The organism is Lentibacillus sediminis (assembly GCF_002763455.1).
GTDB classification, from domain to species: domain Bacteria; phylum Bacillota; class Bacilli; order Bacillales; family Amphibacillaceae; genus Lentibacillus_D; species Lentibacillus_D sediminis_A.
In genome coordinates, this window is record NZ_NIXK01000005.1 from 185950 (window position 1) to 204314 (window position 18365).

Here is an 18365-nt window from a genome sequence, read left to right on the forward strand (position 1 = left end):
GTTACCGCTGCTTGGTGGGGCTGACGGACAATTTCACTGTGATCAAGTGCACGATTAACAGCTGCCATTTATTGCGGTGATGCTTAATGCAGCTGGAAGGAGGAACGAAACGATGGCAGAGCAAGAACGCCCGCCTGTTCAGGAAATCAATCTCAGTAAAGAAATGCGTACATCCTTTCTCGATTATGCGATGAGTGTCATTGTTTCCCGGGCACTGCCGGATGTGCGTGACGGCATGAAACCGGTCCATCGCCGGATCCTGTACGCCATGAATGATCTGGGGATGCATGCGGACAAGGCGTATAAAAAATCAGCCCGTATTGTCGGGGATGTAATCGGGAAGTACCACCCGCACGGAGATTCCGCTGTCTATGAAACGATGGTCCGGATGGCACAGGATTTCAGCTACCGGAACATGCTGGTGGACGGACACGGCAACTTCGGCTCAGTGGATGGCGATTCCGCTGCGGCGATGCGGTACACCGAAGCGAGAATGTCCAAGATTTCCATGGAACTGTTAAGAGATATTAACAAAGATACGATTGACTACCAGGATAACTATGATGGTGCGGAGCGGGAGCCAGTTGTTTTGCCGGCAAGATTTCCTAATCTGCTGGTCAACGGAGGAGCAGGAATTGCAGTCGGCATGGCAACCAATATCCCACCGCATAATCTCGCTGAAACCATCAATGCGGTGCTGGCGGTCAGTGAAAATCCGGAAATCACGATTGACGAACTGATGGAAGATTATATTCCCGGCCCGGACTTCCCTACTGCCGGGCAGATTCTCGGGAGAAGCGGCATTCGCAAAGCCTATGAAACAGGCAAAGGTTCGCTTACATTAAGAGCGAAAGTCAATATTGAAGAAGATGCAAAAGGCAAGGAAACGATTTTAGTGACCGAGCTGCCGTATCAAGTCAATAAAGCCAGACTGGTTGAGAAAATCGCGGAGCATGTGCGGGAGAAACGGATTGAGGGCATTAGCGATCTCAGGGATGAATCCGACCGCAATGGCATGCGCGTTGTTATTGAACTAAGACGTGACGCCAATGCCAATATTGTCCTGAATAATTTGTACAAACATACCGCGCTCCAGACTACATTTGGCGTCAACATGCTTGCTTTGGTGGACGGACAGCCGCACGTTCTGACCATCAAGCAATGCTTGGAGCATTATCTCGAGCACCAGAAGGTCATTATCAAACGCCGCACCGCTTTTGAATTGCGCAAAGCAGAAGCACGGGCGCATATTTTGGAAGGACTGCGCGTGGCGCTGGACCATCTGGATGAAGTCATCAGCCTGATCCGCAATTCCAACACCGCTGACATTGCCAGGGATGGATTAATGGAAAACTTTGATCTGTCGGAAAAGCAGGCACAGGCTATCCTCGATATGCGTCTGCAGCGCCTGACCGGCCTAGAGCGGGAGAAAATTGAAGAAGAATACAAAGAGCTGCAGAAGAAGATTGAGGAATTAAAGGCAATTTTGGCCGATGAGGAAAAAGTTCTGGAAATCATCCGGGAAGAGCTTACCGAGATAAGAGACAAGTATCAGGATAAACGCCGTACGGAGATTGTTGCCGGCGGGGCTGACTTTTTCGAGGATGAGGACTTGATCCCTGAGGAAAACATTGTCATTACTCTCACACATCAGGGCTATATCAAACGTCTGCCAGCCTCCACGTACCGAACGCAAAAACGCGGCGGCCGTGGCATTCAGGGTATGGGAACCAATGAGGATGACTTTGTGGAACATCTTGTGTCCACTTCCACCCATGATACGATTCTTTACTTTACGAATAAAGGGAAGGTCTATAAAACGAAGGGCTATGAAGTACCGGAATTCAGCCGGACGGCCAAAGGAATTCCGATCATCAACCTGCTGCAAGTGGAAAAAGGGGAATGGGTCAATGCGGTGATTTCCGTGAATGAATTCAGTGAAGACTATTTCTTTTTCTTCACCACCAAGCACGGTATTTCCAAACGTACCTCGCTCTCACAATTCCGGAATATCCGCAAAGGCGGACTGATTGCGGTGGGACTACGCGAAGAAGATGAGCTGATTTCTGTCAGGCTGACCGATGGTACAAAGGATATGATGATTGCGACAAAAAACGGCTACCTGATTCGTTTTGAGGAAACTCAAATCCGCACCATGGGCCGTACTGCTGCCGGGGTGAAAGGTATTTCGCTCCGGGGTGACGATGAAGTTATCTCCATGGAAATTCTCGAAGAAGGCTCTAATGTTCTCCATGTGACCAATAAAGGCTTTGGCAAGCAGACACCGGAAGCAGAATACCGCCGGACCAACCGCGGCGGCAAGGGAATTTTCACCTGCAAACTGGCGGAGAAAACGGGAGATGTCGCAGCAGTGAAAGCTGTTACCGGTGAAGAAGATCTGATGCTGATCACTGTAGCAGGTGTGCTGATCCGCATCCCGGTACAAGACATTTCAGAAACCGGACGGAACACGATGGGTGTGCGACTGATCCGTCTGCAGGAAGAGGAAGAAGTGGCAACCGTCACGAAGATTGAGCAGGAAGAAGAAATAGAAGAGGGTTCTGAAGAAGCATCAGATACTGATACAAATGAAGAGGAAACTGCAGAAGAAGCGTCAAATACAGAGACAAACGAAGAATAAGTAATGGCGGCTCGGAAGCGGGAATGAAGTCAATCATTTTTGCCCGGGCCGTTTTTTGTTTTAGAGCAAAGGGGGAGAACGATGCGTGTGAGGGCAGCACAGCTTGTTCCAGGCTGTATTTTACTGAAGGATGTGACAGGGAAAACCGGAAGACCGCTGATTGCAAGAAAGACTGTCTTAACCGAAGCACATTTGGACATCCTGAAAATGTTTTTAGTCGAGAACGTGGAAGTGGGCCAGACATTGGAAGACGGCAGTACTTTTGTACCGGAGGATGTACCGGATAAAGAACCCAAACGCCAGGAGCCCGCAGCAGAGACCAAGCTTTCTTTTTCAGAACATTTCCGGCTTGTCGCAGCAGGCTATGAAAAGCTGTTCCAGGACTGGCAGAATGGGGTGCCCATGGATATTGCTGCCGCCAGAAAGTTTATTCTCCCGCTTTTGGAGCAGCTGGAGGGAATGGAGGAGCTGCATACCTGTATTACCAGGCCATCGGGATTTTACCAGCATAATGCCACGGTTGCCGTTCTGGCAGCAGCGACGGCGAAAAAGCTCGGCTGGACGAAGGGCGAATGGCTGCAAATCGGGCTGGCTGGTTTCTTGAGTGATTGCGGCATGAGCCGGCTTGATCCGCATATGATCTCAAGCGGGGTTTGGCTCTCTGATGAGGCGGATGAGGAGATGAAAAAGCACTCCACATACTCGTACCGGATGCTGGAAAAAGCCCCTGCCATTACGAAAAAAGTAAAACTGGCCATGCTGCAGCATCATGAACGCCTGGATGGAAGTGGCTATCCGCTCGGTGTCGCCAATGAACAGATTCATCCATCGGCCAGGATCCTTGCGGTGTGCGATGCTTATTCGAGACAGCTGATTAATCAGGCAAACGGTCATGTGGCATCCCCCTACCAGGCGCTGGAGGCGATTCATGAGGGAAAATTCACCCGGTTTGATCATCAAGTGGTGGAAGCGCTGAGCAAGCTGATTGTCAATTTTTCCATCGGCTCCAAAGTGAAGTTGTCCGATCAAACCACCGGCCAGGTCGTCTTTATGGATGAAAAACATCCCGTGAGGCCGCTCGTTCAGCTCCACGGGCAGGATGCTATTGTCCCATTGAAGGAACGAAGTGATTTGTATATTAGTGAGGTGCTGCTGTCTTAGGCGGTATTTTTAGTAATTGCCATTGTCTTGTTGATAGAAAGTGCGGCATGGACCATCGCTACGGAAATACCCCTCGCACCTGCTGAGCGCTGGTGAGCCTCCTCGCGCTGTCTCCGCTTGAGGGGTCTCACCTATGCTTATCATCCCGCAGGAGTCTCGGGGTATTTTCTCCGCTGGGTGATGCGCTTTGTAACTTAATTCACAGCTATCCACTCTGTAGAGGGTTGATCTTCGCTGTGGGAAGCCGACTCCTGCGGGAAAAGCAACAGCTAGACCTGAGCAGGAAGCGGTTTTCTTCCGAGGAGGCTGAGGCGTTGCCCGCGGAAAGCGGCTTCCCGTAGCGGAAATCAACAAGCACTCATGTCGGTAAAACAACATATTCCTTTTATATCGGACGAGTAATCACAGCTCCGATTTTTATTAAATCAGCCCACCCCAAAGTGTTTTCAACATGCCCAAAAGGGGTATACTCACAGAATTATATTACAGATTAGCGATTCACTGCTGCAACAGGAGGACATCATGAAACAGTTACCATTTATCCCAATTATCGTCGGAACAGACATCAATGCCTATAATATGGCGATTTCATTTCATGAAGCCTATGGAGTCAAACCGATTTTAATCGGCAAAATGCAAATGGGCTTTACCAATCTCAGTTCGGTGATGGAACGGATTGAAATCCATCCAGATCTGACGGAAAACTTCGTGCCGGTGCTCACAAAACTGGCGGAGAAACTCCAGACAGACGGAAAAAAACTGCTGCTGGTCGGCACCAATGATGCTTATGTAAGGTTAATGATTGAAAATGAACAGGAACTTAAACGGCATTACGTGTTTCATTCCATTGGCGAGCCGCTCATGAATCAGCTTCAGAATAAGGCAAACTTCTATCCCCTCTGTGATGCGCACGGGATTGAAACACCGAAGACATTTATCTATGACTGTGCAAATCCCGTGCCGTTTAACGAACCGATGACCTACCCGGTGATTATCAAACCAAGTAATGGCATTGAGTATTATGCCAACTCTTTTCCCGGGCAGAAGAAGGTGTACCGGGTCGAAACCGAGGAGGAAGCAAAGGGTGTCATTGACAAAATTACCGAGAGCGGCTACCGGGATGAGCTGATCATTCAGGATTTCATTCCGGGTGATGACACGTATATGTGGGATTCGGTGGTTTACATCAATTCCCGGGGGAAAACCGAGCTGGTGACATTCGGACAGGTCGTGCTGCAGGAACACACCGCAACGGCGATCGGCAACTATACGGCCGTGATTTCCCGCTATCACGAAGAAATGATGCAAAAACTGCAGCAGTTCCTCGAATCGGTCGGCTATGTCGGCTTTGCCAATTTTGATATGAAATATGACGAGCGGGACGGCAAGTTCAAAGTGTTTGAAGTGAACATCCGCCAGGGTCGCTCCAGCTATTACGTGACAGCGCTCGGCCATAATATGGCTTCCTATCTCGTGGAGGACCTGATCGAAGGAAAAGATAAACCCCTCACCTATCTGGATGAGGAGTTTCTGTTTTCGGTTGTGCCAAAAGCAGTTCTGCGCAAGTTTGTGGACAACAAGGACGTGAGACAGGATGTCAAGCGCCTGATCAAACAAGGCCGCTGGGGCAATCCGTTATTTTATAAAAACGACAAAAGCTTGAAGCGGAAATTGTATTTGCTGCTCAGGCAGATCAATTATTACCGTAAATATAAAAACAATAGCTGGTAAGTTACGCCGCAGCCTGTGTTCCTGAGAGGAACGCTGGGTGCGGTTTTTGCATTTAACTCTCTTGGTAGGGAAAGCGCTGAAACTAGAGCTACAACCGCTGAACCGAGTGTAATCCAGACCAACATACACTCCGCTCTGCCCACTTTCACTCTATCACTGCCCCTGCTTGAGAATCTCCCCCACGAGAAAAGGTATTTTCCCGACGGCTGCCCTCAAGTAATGACAGATCACTGAGTAATCTATGTCGGCTTTGGCGGCGAACAGCTCTCCCCAGTACTCCGTTTCATAGCGACTGATCATGCTCAGGTTGTATAAAAGCAGATAATGTACCAGCACTTCAGGCAAGGGACGCGCGGCATCGCGGTTTTTTGGAAAATAGATCTCTTGTTTTTCCATATGCAGCTGAAATGGCGCAGTTCCCGACGATAGTGGCTCTGCCAGCTCCACATTTAGTGTATTCTCCTTCGTATCGGCATGAAGGATGGCCGGCAGGTAGGCGGAAATCCGGCTGATAAACGCCCTCTCGGTTAAATGATAGCTGTCCAGTAATATGTGGGGAAAGCTCAGACTGGTAGTACCTGCCCTGCCAATGGAGACCGAGGGTGCACTGCCCCCAAGCGAAAGAAAGTCACTCATCTCAGGTATCCGTCCGAAAAGATCTGCCATCTGTATTTTGGAAAACGTCGTGAATTCAATAGCAAATACATGGTGGGCGGCATAGCTGAACAGGCCATTCTGCTGAATCTTCACCTCATCCTGCAAAAATGTATAATCTTTCTTCTTCCGCTTTCTGGCAGACACCCCGTGTGCCAGCATCGAAGTCGACTCCGGATAGTCCGGTCTGCTCGTTAACAGACAGGCCTTTAACAAATGCACCAGCCCGTAAAAATACAAAAGCGGCTGTAAGCGGATATCCACCCGTTCTGCCTCCTGAAGGAACATCTCCCCCTCCTCCAGGTAGTACATGAACCGGCTCGAGTTCTCAAAGCTTTTGGCCCCTGCTCCAGGCATATCCAGCTTTTCGTAGCACGCCTGCAAATAGCTCTGGCTGTTTTCCAGATTTTGCAGATAGGTATAAAATGCCTTGGTCCCCGCTTGATCCATCTAGGTTCTCCTCCCGTTAACAAAATTTAGAATCTATTTATTTTGATCAACATGTTGAAAAAGCCAAATTGTTGGCGTATTGTATATTAAAATAGGATTATCTGCTTAGTATATCCGCGTATTTTGGAAGGCATGCAGAAAAACGTGCCACCCCACGCTGAACGAATACTTAACCATTAAAACAAAGGAGGAAAAAATCATGCGCGAAGACAAGTTTGCAAAAGAAGGATTGACATTTGATGATGTGCTGCTTATGCCGGGAAAATCCGAGGTGCTGCCAAAGGACGTGCAGCTTGATACCGAACTCTCCCCCAGCCTCAAGCTGAAAACGCCGATTATCAGTGCCGGAATGGACACCGTCACCGAAGCGGAAATGGCAATTGCCATGGCGCGACAAGGCGGACTCGGCATCATCCACAAAAATATGTCTGTGGAGGATCAGGCCGAACAGGTAGACAAAGTCAAGCGATCGGAAAGTGGTGTGATCACCAACCCATTTTTCCTGACACCGGAACATCAGGTTTATGACGCCGAGCACTTGATGGGCAAATTCCGCATTTCCGGAGTGCCAATTGTCAACACGATTGAGGAGCAGAAACTGGTCGGCATTTTGACCAATCGCGATTTGCGCTTTATTCAGGATTATTCCATTCCGATTTCTGAAGTGATGACAAGCAAGCGCCTCGTCACCGCACCGGTTGGCACCACCTTAAACGAAGCGGAAGAGCTGCTTCAGCGCCATAAAATTGAAAAACTGCCGCTTGTTGATGAGGAAGGCATCCTCAAAGGGCTGATTACGATCAAGGATATTGAAAAAGTAATCGAATTTCCCAATGCTTCCAAAGACAAGCAGGGCCGGCTGATTGCTGGAGCAGCGGTTGGTGTAACTGCGGACACAATGAAGCGGATCGAGAAACTTGTCGCTGCCGGTGTTGATGTGATCGTGATTGATACGGCACACGGCCATTCCAAAGGCGTGATCAACCAGGTGAAAGCTGTACGCAACGCCTATCCGGAGCTCGGTATAATTGCCGGAAATGTGGCTACTGCTGAGGCAACGAAGGAATTGATTGAAGCAGGTGCCTCGATTGTTAAAGTCGGTATTGGTCCCGGATCGATTTGTACAACACGCGTAGTTGCCGGTGTCGGCGTACCGCAGATCACGGCCGTCAATGACTGTGCCGCGGCAGCAGAGGAATATGGCGTACCTGTAATTGCCGATGGCGGGATCAAATATTCCGGCGATGTTGTGAAGGCTTTAGCCGCGGGCGCGCATGCGGTGATGCTTGGCAGCATGTTTGCCGGGGTTGCGGAAAGTCCTGGCGAAACGGAAATTTTCCAGGGCCGCCAGTATAAAGTTTATCGCGGCATGGGCTCTGTCGGTGCCATGCAAGCAGGCTCCAAGGACCGCTATTTCCAGGAGACCAATGATGCGAAAAAGCTGGTGCCAGAAGGTATTGAAGGAAGGGTCGCCTACAAGGGACCACTGGCAGACACGGTGCACCAGCTCGCCGGAGGGCTTCGTGCCGGAATGGGCTACTGTGGCACTGGAACGATTGACGCGCTCAGGCAGGATGCTCGGTTTATCCGGATTACCAATGCCGGCCTGCGCGAGAGCCATCCGCATGATGTGCAGATCACGAAGGAAGCACCGAACTATTCGGTGTAATTTTTCAGGGATGTCTGTAAATGGGGACATCGCCTTCACGTTATTTAAAGGTGGGATACGGTGTCCCATGTATATGTAATAAAATTTTCATAGACGGGGTACCAGAAACATCATTCCCCGTCTATTTTTTTGTTGGTGAATGTGGTAAAATAATCAAGGACATAGAAAAATAGAGTTCCAGAAAAACATAGATTAATCTACAGGTGGAGGTACGTGAAAGGTGAAATATACGAGAAAGAAAATGTTATTGTCGCTTGCCCTTATAGCCTTAATGATAAGTGCTGTTTTTGCCCAGCCACTTTCCGCACAGGCAGCTGCACCGCCGGAATTGGATGCGGAATCAGCGATCTTGGTAGATGCATCGTCCGGTAAAATCCTGTATGCGAAAAATGCGGATATGGCCATGCCGCCTGCCAGTATGACCAAGATGATGACCGAATACCTGGTGCTGGAGGCAATTGAAGAAGGGCAGATCAGCTGGGATACGACCACACAAATCAGTGATTACCCTTACAGCATCGCTCGTAACCCGAACTTTTCGGGGGGTGTTGGTATAAGGCAGAATCAAGACTATACGGTACGTGAATTATATGAAGCGATGGCCGTTTTTTCCGATAATTCGACAACCATCGCACTTGCGGAACTGATCGCAGGCACGGAAACCGAATTTGTGCAAATGATGAACGATAAAGCGGAAGAACTGGGACTTCCTGAATATAAATTTGTCAATTCCACCGGGTTGAACAACGCTTCGCTTGGCGATAACCGCCCGGAAGGAACCGACCCGAACGGCTCCAATCTGTTGTCGGCCGAGTCGGCTGCCCTGCTCGCTTATCATCTGGTGAATGATTTCCCGGATGCACTGGAAATCTCCAGCATGACGGAAGTAGAGTTTGCCGGGCATACGATTGAAAACCTGAACTGGATGCTGCCACATGATGCGACCTTCCTGCAGCAATTTCATTATGAAGGCATGGACGGCCTGAAAACCGGGAACACCGAGCTTGCCGGCTATACATTTACCGGTACGGCGAAACAAAATGGCACCAGACTGATTTCTGTGGTGATGAAAACCGACAGCAAACAGGCACGTTTTCAGCAAACCGCCAAACTGATGGATTACGGATTTAATAATTTCGCAACCCAAGAAATTGTCCCTGCAGGCTATCAAAAAGAAGGAGAATCCACTCTTCCTGTAGCCAAAGGGAAAGAAAATGAGCTCGCCGTCTCCACGGCCGAAAGCATTACCCTGCCGGTAAAAAACGGTGAGGAAGACTTATACAGCGTGGAGTACCAGATTCCGGAAGAAACCCTCAATGAGGACGGTGAACTGATTGCCCCGATTGAAGAAGGAGAAACCGTCGGTACGGCAACGCTCGTCTATGAGGGAGAAACGGATCACGGCTATATTTTTGACGAAACAAGCGGAACGGTGAATCTCGTCGCAAACAGCACCGTGGAAAAGGACAATTGGTTCATGCTTAGCATGGGAGCAGTTGGCGACTTTTTCGGCAACATGTTCACCACATCCGTGAACTGGGTTAAAGGATTATTTTAAGGGAACGATAAACGAAGAGCTTACAGGGGGAAATAACATGACCAACAGAGGTACAGAGCGCGTCAAACGCGGAATGGCAGAAATGCAAAAAGGCGGCGTAATTATGGATGTCGTCAATGCCGAGCAGGCAAAAATCGCTGAGGAAGCAGGCGCGGTTGCTGTTATGGCATTGGAACGGGTTCCTTCCGATATCCGTGCGGCCGGCGGGGTAGCGCGCATGGCGGATCCAACGATCACAGAAGAAGTGCTGAATGCCGTCTCCATCCCGGTAATGGCCAAAGCCCGCATCGGCCACATTGTCGAAGCCCGCGTATTGGAAGCAATGGGCGTGGATTATATTGATGAAAGTGAAGTACTGACACCAGCAGATGAAGTGTATCATCTTAGCAAATCGGATTACACGGTACCATTTGTCTGCGGCTGCCGCAACCTGGGAGAAGCAGCACGTCGAATTGGTGAAGGTGCCTCCATGTTGCGGACCAAAGGTGAACCGGGAACCGGGAACATCGTAGAAGCTGTAAGCCATATGCGTCAAGTGCAATCAGAAATTCGCAGACTAAGTTCCATGTCCAAAGATGAGGTCATGACTTATGCCAAGGAAATCGGCGCACCATTTGAATTGTTGCTGGAAATTCGCGAGGAAGGCCGGTTGCCAGTCGTTAACTTTGCTGCTGGCGGAATCGCTACTCCATCCGATGCTGCGCTGATGATGGAACTGGGCGCAGACGGGGTATTTGTCGGATCCGGTGTTTTCAAATCGGCCAACCCGGCGAAATTTGCCAAAGCGATTGTCGAAGCAACGACACACTATCAGGATTACACGCTGATCGCTGAACTTTCCAAAGATCTTGGCAAAGCGATGCAAGGGCTTGATATGAGCACCCTGGAAGCGCATGACCGCATGCAGGATCGCTCTGAATAGAAAGAAGGAATAAACATGACAACCATTGGTGTACTCGCCCTGCAAGGTGCTGTCCGCGAGCATATCCGCACCGTGGAAGCCTGCGGGGTGCAGGCAGTCGAAATAAAACGCAAAGAGCAATTGAATGAAGTGGACGGATTGATTTTGCCCGGCGGGGAAAGCACGACAATGCGCCGGCTGATCGACAGCTACGGATTTTTTGATGCCATCCGGCAGTTCGGTGGTGAGGGCAAGCCGATTTTCGGTACCTGTGCTGGGCTGATCCTGATGACAAGTGCCATTGAAGGTCAGGAGCAGGCGCATCTTGGACTGATGGACATGAAGGTGGCGCGCAACGCTTTCGGGCGTCAGGTGGCCAGCTTTGAAGCGGAACTGAAAATTGCCCATGTAGCAGAGGATTTCAATGCCGTGTTCATTCGCGCGCCATATATCACTGAAGCCGGGCCGGATGTCGAGGTGCTTGCCACCTATCAGGACCGGATCGTGGCAGCACAGGCAGGCCATTATCTCTGTGCAGCATTTCATCCGGAACTGACCGACGATGACCGTTTCATCGCCTATTTTGTACAGATGGTGAAAAAATCCTTGCAAACACTTGCATCTTAAATGAAACTTGGCTATGATATAACATAATCATAAAAAGTGCTGACAGGAAGCAGTAGCAGCTGTTCCTTCCGAAGAGAGTCGATGGCTGGTGTGAATCGATGCTGGAAGGCTGTGAATCCATCCTTGAACTGGTCTGCCGAACCGCTTATTTAAGCAGACCCGGCCAGGTGCCGTTATCACCTGTGAGCCGGAAGAGTGTATCTTCAACAAGGGTGGCAACGCGGGAGGCAAACTCTCGTCCCTATATTTTATAGGGGCGGGAGTTTTTTGTTGTTTGAAATATATTAAAAGGAGTGAATGATGATGAAAAAAGCTCTGTTGAACATTGATTACACGAATGATTTTGTGGCGAAAGACGGGGCATTGACTTGTGGTGAACCCGGGCAGAAAATTGAGCAGGAAATGGTTCGCATCACGGAAGATTTTATAAAAAACGGTGATTATGTCGTTTTCGCTATCGATTATCACCAAAAAGACGATGCTTATCATCCGGAGACAAAGCTTTACCCGCCGCACAATATCGAAGGGGAAACAGGCAGGGAATTATACGGGGAGCTGCAGTCGGTATATGAAAGAAATAAAGATAAACAACATGTCTATTGGCTGGATAAAACAAGATACTCTCCGTTTGTGGGAACAGACCTGGAAATCAAACTTCGGGAACGCGGGATAACAGAGGTCCACTTGGTCGGATGTGCGACGGATATTTGCGTATTACACGCTGCCGTATCTGCATATAACCTTGGTTTTGATGTGGTCGTCCATCAGCATGCGGTCGCAAGCTTTAACCCCGATGGTCACGAATGGGCACTGCAGCATTTTGAGAATGCACTTGGCGCGGAAATTATCAAATAAGAGTATTGTGTTAAACCGTCGAATCAAACTGCACCACCATCACACAATACAAACAACCAACCATCACAAAAGGAGGAACTACCAATGCTTGATATGAAATACTTGCGCAGCAACTTTACCGAGGTGAAAGAAAAACTCGCCCATCGTGGGGAAGACTTAACGGATCTCGACAAATTCGGCGAGCTTGATGAGAAGCGCCGAAGCCTGATTAGTGAAACCGAAACCCTGAAAGCGAAACGGAATGAAGCATCCAAGCAGATTTCCGTATTGAAAAAGGAAAATAAAGACGCAGATCCGGCCATTCAGGAAATGCGTGCTGTAGGCGAGCAAATTTCCACCCTGGATAAGGAGCTAAAAGAAACAGAGGAAACGCTGCAACAATTGCTGCTTTCCATCCCGAACATTCCGCATGAATCCGTACCTATTGGTGAAGATGAAGGCGATAATGTAGTGGCCCGCGAATGGGGCGAGCAGCCTGCCTTTGGCTTTGAAGCACAGCCGCACTGGGATATTGCGGCCGATCTCGACATTCTTGATTTTGAACGCGCCGCAAAAGTAACGGGAAGCCGGTTTGTCTTTTACAAAGGTCTTGGCGCCCGGCTGGAGCGTGCGCTGCTTAACTTTATGATGGATCTGCATGCCGATGAGCATGGATACGAGGAAATGCTGCCGCCGCAGATTGTTAATGAAGCGAGCTTAATCGGCACAGGTCAGTTTCCGAAATTTGCCGAAGATGAATTTAAACTGGAAGAAACCAATTATTATCTGATTCCGACAGCAGAGGTGCCTGTCACTAATTACTATCGGGATGAGATTCTAATGGTAGACGATCTCCCGAAAAAATATACGGCCTACAGCACCAATTTCCGTTCCGAAGCGGGTTCTGCCGGCCGTGATACCCGTGGGCTGATTCGCCAGCATCAATTCAATAAAGTCGAGCTGGTTCATTTTACCAAGCCAGAAGATTCCTATGACACACTGGAAACATTGACCGGCCATGCGGAGAAAGTGCTACAGCTGCTGAAGCTCCCTTACCGGGTGATGAGCATGTGTACGGGGGATCTTGGCTTTACCGCAGCAAAGAAATATGATATTGAAGTATGGATCCCAAGCCAGGAAACGTACCGTGAAATCTCTTCCTGCTCCAATTTTGAGGATTTTCAGGCGAGACGGGCAGGCATCCGCTTCCGCAGGGAAACGAATGGAAAGCCGGAATTTGTCCATACCCTGAACGGATCCGGCTTGGCGCTTGGCCGCACCGTAGCAGCCATTCTGGAAAATTACCAGCAGGAAGACGGGACTGTCACAGTACCTGAAGCATTGCGCCCGTATATGGGCGGAAAAAATGTGATCAGGTAAGGTTTGTTCTAGTAAAAAAACAGGCATTCTAGTGAGTGATCTTTCACTCTCCAGGGTGCCTGTTTTTTTTCGACAAAATCCGACGAGTGACAGGCACCATTTCAAATCTTTCATTTCTCCCCTGACATCAATCAATAAACTTAACAAACCACCCAAAAACCATTAAAATATAAAAGTTAGGAGTGATGACTTATTTATCTGGAACAACAAGAAGCTATATTGCATAATCCTACAGGTAAAAAGCGTATGGGGCTGGCGCTGCTTCTTGGTCTGCTGGCATTTCTGGGGCCGCTCAACATCGATATGTATTTGCCCAGCTTTCCCGGGATTGCCGAGGATTTAAATACAAGCGCCACCCTTGTGCAAACCAGTTTGACCGCATGTTTACTCGGACTTGCGATCGGTCAGGTGGTTATTGGACCAATCAGTGATGCACAGGGCAGAAGAAAGCCCATATTAATATCTACTTCTCTTTTTGCATTGGCATCCATTCTCTGTGCATTTGCGCCGAATATAGGAATATTAATTGCCGCACGGTTTTTACAGGGATTCACTGCATCTGCAGGGGTTGTGCTGTCACGGGCAGTCGTACGTGACGTGTTCAGCGGTAAAGCCCTGACGAAATTCTTCGCGCTTTTAATGGTGATCAATGCCGTCGCTCCCATGATCGCACCAATGGCTGGCGGGGCAATCCTGTCGTTTGAATTCGCAAACTGGCAGGCCATTTTTATCTTTTTAGCCCTTATTGGTATTTTGATTGTTGCCATCGTTAGCATGAAGTTGAAAGAGACACTGCCGCCGGAGAAGCGGATCCCCAGCTCACTCGGCGCATCGGTCGTGACCATGGGCAGTTTGTTAAAAGACCGTTCGTTCATTGGCTATGCATTGGTCGTCGGATTTGTCCATGGCGGAAGTTTTGCCTATGTATCGGGGACACCGTTTGTCTATCAGGAAATTTATGGCGTTTCCCCGCAAACATTCAGTGTGCTGTTTGGTATAAATGGACTGGCTATCATCACAGGCAGTTTCATTATTGGACGCTTTGGCGGAATTATTCCGGAAAAAACCTTGCTCCAGACAGCCGTCACGATCGCACTGACCGCAACGTCCATTTTGCTTCTTATGACGATCATTGAAGGACCGCTAGCCTCGATTGTCATCTTGATTTTCATTTACATGACGACTATGGGAATGGTGATCACAAGTACCTTCACCCTGGGTATGGCCAAACAGGGACACCGCGCCGGAAGTGCCAGTGCCGTCTTAGGTATGCTCCCACTGCTGCTCGGCTCTGTCTTCTCCCCACTGGCCGGCATTAATGAAGCATCTGCTGTGCCGATGGGAGCTATATTATTTTCTACGTCACTTATCGGATTTATTGCTTTCTTTTTGCTGGTGAAAAAGGTGTCGACAGAGGAATGATGGATATACAGAAAAACCGACTCTTTTTTAAGGGTCGGTTTCTATCCATACGATTCATTATTTTACTGTTGCTTTTAGATCCACATCGATGCCATTTTGTGTCATCTTGGAATATGGGCATCCTTTATGCGCCTGTTCCACATATTCATCTGCTTTTGCCTGATCAATACCTTCAAACTCAACTTCGATTTCAGCACCAAGTTTGAATCCGCCATCTGATTCATCTTTGAGTAACTTGGCAGTTGCGATCACGACACGTTTTACATCATCAGCTTTATCTTTCTTCAACACGCCATCGAGCGCACTATTATAGCAGGCACTATACGCAGCTGCGAAAAGTTGTTCCGGATTGGTTTCGTTCGTGTCGTCACCGGACATCTCTTTAGGCTGTTTCACGTTCAACTTAAAGGAATTGTCTTCACTATGCACTTCGCCGCCTCGGCCGCCGGTATTAAACACTTTTGCTTCATAAATACTCATCAATCATTCAACTCCTTTTTCTGAATTACATTAAAACTATTCCTTAAAAGTGCTGGTATTAAACATGTTGTTTGATTATAAAGTTTAATTCTCTACCCCACTAACCTCAAATGAGCGTACAATGTCTAAATAGCTATCCAGCAATTTATCATACTCCTCAGCTCCAAAAGCGATATCAAAAAAGATTTCATACACATGTCCATCTACTTCTTTCAAAAAATAATATTCTTCATATGTACCAAATTCGACACGAACAGCGGTGGTGATGGCAGAGCCATTTTGTATAGGAATCTTCAAAGGGTTGAATGGATCGATTTTTGGTATCCAGCTCCCCGTACGCCTCAGCTTTCCAACTGTGCAATTCAATCAGTGTATTCGCTATACTTCAGCAATCTCCAACTTTTCATTAGGATTAATTTTGGCAGAATCCAGATGCTCCCCTTGTAAACGCGGCATTAATGAATAACTCCAGCCAAATATACCCTCTGAATGATCAATTAAATATGGAGACGGAACAACAACATTCGTCTTTTCTTGAAGATTTTCCACAAAATATTGTTCTCCAAGAAATTGCCCTGGATAAAGGGGATTTCCTTTCAACACAAATTCTCCCGCTGTTGATGAAATTAGGATCGTTTGCCCCATTACACCATTTGCAGGTCTCTGTGAGGATAGGAGTTTCCCTTTGTTAAACTTATTCAGCATTAATTGCAATTGGTCGTTCGTTACATCGCCTAATTTATTGGATGCGAAAATTATTTTGGTTGTCAAAGAATCCCTCCGATGAAAGGCTACAAACCGTCTATAAACTGTCCCTCTTCCTCCATCATCCCTCCACAAACTCCATTTCAGGCATCCATTGCGACATGTGCTCCCGAACGTCTCTGTAATAGCCACCGGCGCCCTCCAATTCTTTGTCTGTAAGCTGATACATCGGGAGGACCCGGTAATTGCTTTCATTATTAAAATCGACAAAGGTAGGCATAAACTTCGGTTTCGTAACCTCTATTTCTTCTTCCCCGTTCGCCCCAGTCGTCTGGCTAATGGTCAATTTCAAAACCCCGCCGATTTGGTTGTAAAATTCATCCTGCCCTGACAAAAAGTTGCCCAGCGAATAGGCGACAAAGCTCTTGTTTCCATTCTTTCCTTCCACCCATTCCAGCGGCTGCAGTACGTGCGGATGGTGGCCCAAGACCACGTCAACTCCTTGGTCGGCGGCAAATTGTGCCAAATTCTTTTGCCGGTCATTTGGCATCGGTTCGTATTCGTCGCCGAAATGGAGGCTTAGTACCACCACGTCTGCCTCATCTTTAGCTTTGGTGATTTCCTGCGCCATCGCCTCTTTATCGATCAAATTAACTAAATAGTCCTTCCCGTCTGGCACTGGAATCCCGTTCGTGCCATAGGTATAAGCCAAAAAAGCGACAGATATTCCCACATCCGTCTGATAGATTCGGAGCGTTTCGCTATCTTTCTCATTTTTAAAAGCACCGGTGTACATCATATCCATGGCTTCCCAGTTCCTGATCGCCTGCTGGATGGCTGGCTCCCCGCGATCCAGAGTGTGATTATTGGCGATGGTGACCACATCCACACCGACGTCCTTTAAAGCATGGCCAACCTCCAACGGACTGTTAAATGAAGGATACGAAGATAATCCAATCTCCTCTCCGCCAATCATCGTTTCCTGATTCGCCACGGTAATCGTCGTGTTGTTTAAGAAAGGGCGAACCCGCTCCAGCATAGGGAGAAAGTCATACCCGTCCTTTACCGCTGCATCGTTATAAACACGGTCGTGAATCAAAATGTCGCCAACCGCCGTAAGAGTTATTTTCCTGGTAATGGCCTTTGGCTCCACCCGCTTCATTATCTCAATTTCCCGCTGCTTTTCTATGGGACTAGCTGTTTTTTCATCCTGACTACAAGCTGCAAGCAAAAGAAAAATCAAAGCAAAAACGAAGGCTATTCTTCTTGTCCGCATATCAGTACTTTCTCCTTAGGACTTTTGTTTTATTTTATCATAGAATTTAGTCAGGAGAATACTTAATTTGAAAGCATTTACATTTATTTTCGAAAATCAGGGCTTAACTGACTCCACACATCGAATTTATTTCCATCAAGATCGCTGAATACAAAATTTCTTCCGGCATGTCCCCTGTTTTCAATCGCACCGACGCTTATCTGTTTGCTGATAAAATCCCTATGTAGAGCCTCTAATGCTTTTATTCCATCCACCTCAAAGGTCAAAGAAAAGCACTCTTCCCCGTAAGTGTCATAGAAATTTGCTCGCTGACCTTCCTTCGATTTCACAAGAAAGAAACTCTGGTCTGCCAAATTCAAAATAGCCTTATCTTCGTCTTGATAGTTTAATTTCGCTCCCAGATTACTTACATACCAGTCAGTGGAAAGCTGAACATCTTTAACTGGCATATAAGTAGTCCCAACTCTTAGCAAGCTCATTTTATTTTCCCCTCTGCTTTTTTTGAATAAGCCCAAAACCTAGTCCCATGGGATCAACGAGATAGGCAAGAAAAAAATCATCAAACTCCATTTTCTCGCGCACTATCATCGCTCCATATTCCTTTGCCTTGGAAATTGCATCATCCATGGACTCAACTTCAATCTGAATACGAGTACCGTGCGGATAATCCTTAGGACCTTTTGCGATTCCTCCGTTGATTCCGGACTCTGCATCTTTCCCTGTCGTCACTGAACGGTAATCCCAATGGGGTTCTCCAGTCTCCCAGCCAAAAACAGCGGAATAGAATGTTGCGGCCTTCTCAGGTTCCTGGCTGTTGAGTTCGAAACCAATTACTTTTGCCATTCGCTCTCCTTCTTTCCATATAGATTATTTAGC

Annotated in this window: 17 protein-coding genes and 1 other annotated feature; of the genes, 10 read left to right on the plus strand and 7 right to left on the minus strand. The window is 48.0% G+C overall.

What is annotated here, in order from left to right; translation table 11 throughout:
* The first annotated feature begins 112 nt into the window (after positions 1-112).
* The 3 genes from gyrA (at position 113) to CEG13_RS09865 (ending at position 5533) form a co-directional block, all read left to right on the plus strand.
* Complete coding sequence (gene gyrA / locus CEG13_RS09855) at positions 113-2641, plus strand: DNA gyrase subunit A (RefSeq protein WP_100011709.1); 2529 nt, start codon at positions 113-115, stop codon at positions 2639-2641.
* An 81-nt stretch (positions 2642-2722) separates the two neighbouring features.
* Complete coding sequence (locus tag CEG13_RS09860) at positions 2723-3802, plus strand: HD-GYP domain-containing protein (protein WP_100011710.1); 1080 nt, start codon at positions 2723-2725, stop codon at positions 3800-3802.
* A 522-nt stretch (positions 3803-4324) separates the two neighbouring features.
* Positions 4325-5533, plus strand: coding sequence for a carboxylate--amine ligase (locus tag CEG13_RS09865; RefSeq protein ID WP_192869537.1), 1209 nt, complete (start codon positions 4325-4327; stop codon positions 5531-5533).
* Between the two features lie 153 nt (positions 5534-5686).
* On the opposite strand, the gene CEG13_RS09870 is transcribed toward CEG13_RS09865, so the two are convergent.
* Positions 5687-6637, minus strand: coding sequence for a YaaC family protein (locus CEG13_RS09870; protein WP_100011712.1), 951 nt, complete (start codon positions 6635-6637; stop codon positions 5687-5689).
* Between the two features lie 199 nt (positions 6638-6836).
* Here CEG13_RS09870 and guaB point away from each other — a divergent pair, with 199 nt between their 5' ends.
* From guaB to CEG13_RS09905, 7 genes are all read left to right on the plus strand, one after another.
* The gene (gene guaB, locus CEG13_RS09875) at positions 6837-8306 is read left to right on the plus strand and encodes an IMP dehydrogenase (protein ID WP_100011713.1); all 1470 of its coding nucleotides are present in this window, start codon (positions 6837-6839) and stop codon (positions 8304-8306) included.
* Positions 8307-8526: 220 nt separating this feature from the next.
* Positions 8527-9864, plus strand: a complete 1338-nt coding sequence (locus CEG13_RS09880) for a serine hydrolase (protein WP_239984619.1) — start codon at positions 8527-8529, stop codon at positions 9862-9864.
* Between the two features lie 37 nt (positions 9865-9901).
* The gene (gene pdxS / locus CEG13_RS09885; RefSeq protein WP_100011714.1) at positions 9902-10786 is read left to right on the plus strand and encodes a pyridoxal 5'-phosphate synthase lyase subunit PdxS; all 885 of its coding nucleotides are present in this window, start codon (positions 9902-9904) and stop codon (positions 10784-10786) included.
* 15 nt (positions 10787-10801) lie between these two features.
* Positions 10802-11392, plus strand: a complete 591-nt coding sequence (gene pdxT, locus CEG13_RS09890) for a pyridoxal 5'-phosphate synthase glutaminase subunit PdxT (RefSeq protein ID WP_100011715.1) — start codon at positions 10802-10804, stop codon at positions 11390-11392.
* 30 nt (positions 11393-11422) lie between these two features.
* Positions 11423-11638: a binding site (T-box leader), on the plus strand.
* A gap of 57 nt (positions 11639-11695) precedes the next feature.
* A complete protein-coding gene (locus CEG13_RS09895; RefSeq protein WP_100011716.1) occupies positions 11696-12247 on the plus strand; it encodes a cysteine hydrolase family protein in 552 nt (183 codons plus the stop codon).
* A gap of 84 nt (positions 12248-12331) precedes the next feature.
* Positions 12332-13606 carry a serine--tRNA ligase gene (gene serS / locus CEG13_RS09900; RefSeq protein WP_100011717.1) on the plus strand — a complete coding sequence of 425 codons (1275 nt, stop codon included), beginning with the start codon at positions 12332-12334 and terminating at the stop codon, positions 13604-13606.
* A 216-nt stretch (positions 13607-13822) separates the two neighbouring features.
* Positions 13823-15028 carry a Bcr/CflA family efflux MFS transporter gene (locus CEG13_RS09905; RefSeq protein ID WP_100011718.1) on the plus strand — a complete coding sequence of 402 codons (1206 nt, stop codon included), beginning with the start codon at positions 13823-13825 and terminating at the stop codon, positions 15026-15028.
* Positions 15029-15085: 57 nt separating this feature from the next.
* Here the strand turns inward: CEG13_RS09905 and CEG13_RS09910 are convergent, their stop codons facing one another.
* The 6 genes from CEG13_RS09910 to CEG13_RS09935 all read right to left on the minus strand — a co-directional run bounded on the left by CEG13_RS09910 (position 15086) and on the right by CEG13_RS09935 (position 18332).
* On the minus strand, positions 15086-15508 hold the full coding sequence (locus CEG13_RS09910) for an Ohr family peroxiredoxin (RefSeq protein ID WP_100011719.1): 423 nt from the start codon (positions 15506-15508) through the stop codon (positions 15086-15088).
* 84 nt (positions 15509-15592) lie between these two features.
* On the minus strand, positions 15593-15874 hold the full coding sequence (locus tag CEG13_RS19095; protein ID WP_100011720.1) for a hypothetical protein: 282 nt from the start codon (positions 15872-15874) through the stop codon (positions 15593-15595).
* Positions 15875-15886: 12 nt separating this feature from the next.
* Positions 15887-16279: a protein kinase family protein gene (locus CEG13_RS09920; RefSeq protein ID WP_100011721.1), complete on the minus strand. Its 393-nt coding sequence runs from the start codon at positions 16277-16279 to the stop codon at positions 15887-15889.
* Between the two features lie 55 nt (positions 16280-16334).
* Complete coding sequence (locus CEG13_RS09925; protein ID WP_100011722.1) at positions 16335-17489, minus strand: CapA family protein; 1155 nt, start codon at positions 17487-17489, stop codon at positions 16335-16337.
* Positions 17490-17572: 83 nt separating this feature from the next.
* Positions 17573-17968, minus strand: a complete 396-nt coding sequence (locus CEG13_RS09930) for a VOC family protein (protein ID WP_100011723.1) — start codon at positions 17966-17968, stop codon at positions 17573-17575.
* A gap of 1 nt (position 17969) precedes the next feature.
* Positions 17970-18332, minus strand: coding sequence for a VOC family protein (locus CEG13_RS09935; RefSeq protein WP_100011724.1), 363 nt, complete (start codon positions 18330-18332; stop codon positions 17970-17972).
* Positions 18333-18365 lie beyond the last annotated feature (33 nt).

Bases quoted from the DNA above. Each gene is read 5' to 3' on its own strand.
- gyrA (WP_100011709.1), top strand. From the start codon at position 113: ATGGCAGAGCAAGAACGCCCGCCTGTTCAGGAAATCAATCTCAGTAAA.
- CEG13_RS09860 (WP_100011710.1), top strand. From the start codon at position 2,723: ATGCGTGTGAGGGCAGCACAGCTTGTTCCAGGCTGTATTTTACTGAAG.
- CEG13_RS09865 (WP_192869537.1), top strand. From the start codon at position 4,325: ATGAAACAGTTACCATTTATCCCAATTATCGTCGGAACAGACATCAAT.
- CEG13_RS09870 (WP_100011712.1), bottom strand. From the start codon at position 6,637: ATGGATCAAGCGGGGACCAAGGCATTTTATACCTATCTGCAAAATCTG.
- guaB (WP_100011713.1), top strand. From the start codon at position 6,837: ATGCGCGAAGACAAGTTTGCAAAAGAAGGATTGACATTTGATGATGTG.
- pdxS (WP_100011714.1), top strand. From the start codon at position 9,902: ATGACCAACAGAGGTACAGAGCGCGTCAAACGCGGAATGGCAGAAATG.
- pdxT (WP_100011715.1), top strand. From the start codon at position 10,802: ATGACAACCATTGGTGTACTCGCCCTGCAAGGTGCTGTCCGCGAGCAT.
- CEG13_RS09895 (WP_100011716.1), top strand. From the start codon at position 11,696: ATGAAAAAAGCTCTGTTGAACATTGATTACACGAATGATTTTGTGGCG.
- serS (WP_100011717.1), top strand. From the start codon at position 12,332: ATGCTTGATATGAAATACTTGCGCAGCAACTTTACCGAGGTGAAAGAA.
- CEG13_RS09910 (WP_100011719.1), bottom strand. From the start codon at position 15,508: ATGAGTATTTATGAAGCAAAAGTGTTTAATACCGGCGGCCGAGGCGGC.
- CEG13_RS09925 (WP_100011722.1), bottom strand. From the start codon at position 17,489: ATGCGGACAAGAAGAATAGCCTTCGTTTTTGCTTTGATTTTTCTTTTG.
- CEG13_RS09930 (WP_100011723.1), bottom strand. From the start codon at position 17,968: ATGAGCTTGCTAAGAGTTGGGACTACTTATATGCCAGTTAAAGATGTT.
- CEG13_RS09935 (WP_100011724.1), bottom strand. From the start codon at position 18,332: ATGGCAAAAGTAATTGGTTTCGAACTCAACAGCCAGGAACCTGAGAAG.